A 4,218-nucleotide genomic window follows, 5' to 3' on the forward strand; every position below is an offset into this window, starting at 1 on the left:
CCGATATGGTGCGCCAGATGGTGGGCGATGCCGTGCCGCTTGCCTGGACGGGCGGCGATGTCGATGGTGGCCTCGGCACGAATGTTGCTGGAATCCTCCAGGCGATCGAGACGGCATGGTCGCCGGCTGGCGTGGCCATCCTGGTTGATCTTGGCGGGGCGGAGACGAATTCCGAGATGGCGGTGGAGATGCTGGCCGAGGACCGGCGCGCGCGCGTGGTGGTCTGCAATGCCCCGGTCGTCGAGGGAGCCGTGATCGCGGCGACCGAGTCTTCGGGCGGCTCGCCGCTCGCTGCCGTCAAGCGCAGTGCGGAGGAATTCTATGCATGATGCCAACGCCAGCCGGGCGGCCGGAGAGTCGTTGCCGCTGACGGCGTCGGCGGTTCTCGTCAATCAAGTCGGACTTCATGCGCGGCCTTCCGTCAAGCTCACGCAGTGCGCGAAGCGCTTTGCCGCGAAGGTCGAACTTGCGCTCGCCCCCGACGGCCCCTGGACGGACGCCAAAAGCCCCGTGAAGGTGATGCGCGTGAAGGCGCCGCAGGGCGCAACGCTGCATTTCCGCATCACCGGTCCTGACGGCGAGGCGGCTCTCGCGGCCATGCTGGCGCTGGTCAATGACGGTTTTGGCGAGACCTGACGCGATGGCCGAAATCCATCTCACCGGCCGCGCCGCTTCGTCGGGCCTTGCGATCGGGCCCGTGACCTTGCTGGCGACAGCCGTTGCGAGGCGGACCGATGTCGGCGACCCCGCGCACGAGGCGGCCGCATTGCAGGCGGCGATCGAGGCTGCGACGGCCGAGATCGCCGGACTGATCGAGTCGGTTCAGGGAGAAGCGGCCGACATGCTGGAATTCCAGGTCGCGATGATCGAAGACGATGCGTTGGCGGAGGAGGCCTACCACGCCATCGCGGAGGGGGCCGCAGCCGACCAGGCCTGGCGGGCGGCGCTCGACGCGGAGGTCGCAGGCTATCGCAGCGCGGAAGATGAATATTTCCGGGCCCGCGCCGCGGATCTCGTCGATATCCGCGACCGCGTGCTTGCGCATCTGAGCGGCGCGGATCCGGCCGCGAAGATCGCCGGCGATTCGATCGTCGCCGGTGAAGACATCACGCCTTCGGCCTTTCTTGCGGCTGACTGGAGCCGCGGCGGCGCCATCGTGCTGGCGGCCGGCTCGCCTTCCTCGCATGTCGCGATGTTGGCGCGTGCGCGCGGCGCCCCCATGGTCGTCGGGCTCGGCCCGTTATCATGGAAAGGCCATACGCCGGCTTTGGCGCTGGTCGACGGCGATACCGGCACCGTGATCTTCGATCCCGAACCAGAGACACGCCGTAGGTTCGAACTCCGAATGGCGTCCGCGAAGGCTGCGCGGGCCGCCGCCGAAGCCGTCCGCACCGAACCGGCGCGCACGGCCGGGGGCCGCCCTATCTCGGTTCTCGTCAATGTCGCCGCCCTTGACGATATCGACGGTCTCGATCCCGCGATTTGCGACGGGGTCGGGTTGGTGCGCACGGAATTCCTGTTCGAAGCGTCCCATGGCCTGCCGGACGAGGACACCCAATATGCGGTCTATCGGCGCATTGTCGATTGGGCCAAAGGCAGGCCGGTGACGATCCGCACCCTCGATGCCGGCGGAGACAAGCCGATCCCCGGCTTGACTGCCGACGGCGAGAGCAATCCATTTCTGGGCCTGCGCGGCATCCGCCTCTCGCTGGCGAGACCGCAGGTGTTCCGCGTGCAGCTTCGGGCACTGTCGCGCGCGGCGGTCCATGGGCCCTTGAAGGTCATGCTGCCGATGATCACTGTTCCCTCCGAACTCGACCGCGCCGCTTCCATGCTCGATGCGGAGTGCTCCGCGCTCGCGGCGAAAGGAATCGCGTGCGCGCGCCCGCCGCTCGGGATCATGGTCGAGGTCCCGGCAGCAGCGCTCCGCGCCGAGGATTTCGAGTCTGCGTTCTATTCCATCGGCTCGAACGACCTGACCCAGTATACCATGGCCGCGGCGCGCGACGTCGGAGCGGTGGCCGATCTCAACGATACCGGCAACCCGGCGGTGCTGTCGCTGATCGCCCGGACGGTCGAGGCCGGACGGCGGCGGGGCGTCGAGGTCTCGCTCTGCGGCGACGCTGCGGCGGACACGCGCCTGACGGCGGTGCTGCTCGCAACCGGGCTCACGATATTCTCGGTGGCGCCGGTCGCGGTTGCACGGCTCAAGGCCGTGATCGCAACGGTGAGGCCATGAGCAGCGATGCGCGCGACATTACAGGCGAGCCTGGCGACAGCCATGTCGCGGACTACAAGAACATCCTGCGGCGGGTGCTCGACAACCGGCCGTCGGGCACGCGGCTGAAACTCGCGGCCGCGCTGGGCAAGAACCGATCCTTTGTGACCCAGATTACGAATCCGGCATATCTGGTGCCCATCCCGGCAAAGCATGTCGCGATCATCTTTGAAGTCTGCCATTTGTCTGCCGCCGAGCGCGCGGCATTCATCAAAGCTTATGGACGTGCGCACCCCGGGCGGCTGCGCGCGCCGCACCGCGATGCGCGCACGCGCACCATCGCGGTGACGGTGCCCGACCTCGGCGACGACAAGAAGAACCGCGCCCTCGACGAGCTCGTCGTGGACTTCGCCTCGCGGCTCGCACGTTATGCGGAGAGCGTAGGCTGATGGATTGATCCGGACTGCAAAATCAACAATCGGGAGGACGTTCATGAAAAAGCTGATCAACAGCGCCGACACGGTACTCGAGGAAAGCCTTGATGGTTTCGCGGCCGCCCATGCTGACATTCTGTCGCTCGGCGCCGAGCGCAAATTCGTCCGCCGCCGGACTTTGAAGCCCGGCAAGGTCGCGCTGATTTCAGGCGGTGGTTCGGGACATGAGCCGCTGCATGCCGGTTTTGTCGGGCTCGGCATGCTCGATGCGGCCTGCCCGGGCCAGGTCTTCACCTCGCCGACGCCGGACCAGATGGTCGAAGCGGCCGAGGCCGTCGACACCGGTGCCGGCGTCCTGTTCATCGTCAAGAATTACGAGGGCGACGTGATGAACTTCGCCATGGCCACCGAGATGGCCGGCCGGGACGTCGCGACCGTGTTGACGAACGATGACGTGGCGGTCGAGACCTCGACCTACACGACCGGCCGTCGCGGTGTCGCCGGGACCTTGATCGTGGAAAAGATGGTCGGCGCCGCGGCCGAGACCGGAATGCGGCTTGCCGCTCTCAAGGCGCTCGGCGACGAGGTCAACCGGCGCACGCGCTCGATGGGTGTGGCGCTGACGCCATGCACCGTGCCCGCGGCCGGGCGGCCGAATTTCACATTGGCCGATGATGAAATGGAAATGGGCGTCGGCATTCACGGCGAGCCGGGCCGGCGCAGGGTTCCGCTGGCGCCGGCCGATGCGATTGCCGCGGAACTGCTCGACGCGGTCCTGAAGGATCTGGCGCCGGGCCGGGGCAGTGAAGTGCTGCTTCTCATCAATGGGTTTGGCGCAACGCCTCTGCTCGAACTTTATTTGATGGTCAACAGCGCCAGGCGGATCCTGGACGGCGCGGGGATCAAGGCGACCCGTTTCCTGACGGGTTCCTACGTCACGTCTCTCGACATGGCCGGTGTCTCGATCACCGTGTCGGTCCTCGACAGCCAGGCGCAGACGTTATGGGATGCGCCGGTGCACACCGCGGCGCTCCGTTGGGGGGTCTGATTCCTGCTCTTCCGAAGTCAGCCCAAGGTTTATCGACTGATCCGACTCGATGGGCTGATTTCACTTTTTCAATATCACGTTGTTTTTGTCCCTGCTCACGGTCGCAACGCGAACAGGATTTCGCGCTACGGCTGCATGGCGTGGCCGCGAGATATCCACAGGTCTCCTGCGCGAGGCGAACAAGCTGCATGTCGATGCTCCGGTCGAAGATGGCTTCGTGCCGCGCATAGCCTGCGACGATGACCGCGGTCATCTACTTCAGGCCGATCACCATCGAATCCGGACCGACAAGCGGTTCGATGCGCGTTTTCGAGAATCCGGCCTGGCGCATCCAATCCTGACAATCCGCGCCCGTATAGTCGAACCCGCCGGGACTTTCGATCAGCATGTTCAAGCTCATCAGAAGACCGAAAGCATTTTCGCGGCGATCATCGTCGATGATGGCGTCATAGACGATGACTGCGCCGCCTTTCGGAAGAGCTTCAAACACCTTGCCGAGCAGCGTCCTTTTCTGTGCC

6 protein-coding genes are annotated in these 4,218 nt (G+C 65.7%); 5 read left to right on the forward strand and 1 reads right to left on the reverse strand.

Annotated features, from left to right (window positions below):
* From dhaM to dhaK, 5 genes are all read left to right on the forward strand, one after another.
* A partial coding sequence (dhaM, locus tag WCB02_RS35330) for a dihydroxyacetone kinase phosphoryl donor subunit DhaM (RefSeq protein WP_423966020.1) occupies positions 1-329 on the forward strand: 329 nt, incomplete at its 5' end.
* Positions 322-636, forward strand: a complete 315-nt coding sequence (locus WCB02_RS35335; protein WP_423966022.1) for an HPr family phosphocarrier protein — start codon at positions 322-324, stop codon at positions 634-636. The genes dhaM and WCB02_RS35335, both read left to right, overlap by 8 nt.
* A gap of 4 nt (positions 637-640) precedes the next feature.
* Complete coding sequence (ptsP, locus tag WCB02_RS35340; RefSeq protein ID WP_423966024.1) at positions 641-2,239, forward strand: phosphoenolpyruvate--protein phosphotransferase; 1,599 nt, start codon at positions 641-643, stop codon at positions 2,237-2,239.
* Positions 2,236-2,667, forward strand: a complete 432-nt coding sequence (locus WCB02_RS35345) for a hypothetical protein (RefSeq protein ID WP_423966026.1) — start codon at positions 2,236-2,238, stop codon at positions 2,665-2,667. The genes ptsP and WCB02_RS35345 overlap by 4 nt, the downstream gene beginning before the upstream one ends.
* A gap of 43 nt (positions 2,668-2,710) precedes the next feature.
* Positions 2,711-3,700, forward strand: coding sequence for a dihydroxyacetone kinase subunit DhaK (gene dhaK, locus WCB02_RS35350; protein ID WP_423966029.1), 990 nt, complete (start codon positions 2,711-2,713; stop codon positions 3,698-3,700).
* 253 nt (positions 3,701-3,953) lie between these two features.
* On the opposite strand, the gene WCB02_RS35355 is transcribed toward dhaK, so the two are convergent.
* Positions 3,954-4,218: methyltransferase (locus WCB02_RS35355; RefSeq protein WP_423966031.1), on the reverse strand; the 265-nt coding region annotated here is incomplete at its 5' end.

Source organism: Bradyrhizobium sp. (assembly GCF_049581145.1).
Classification (GTDB): Bacteria; Pseudomonadota; Alphaproteobacteria; order Rhizobiales; family Xanthobacteraceae; genus Bradyrhizobium.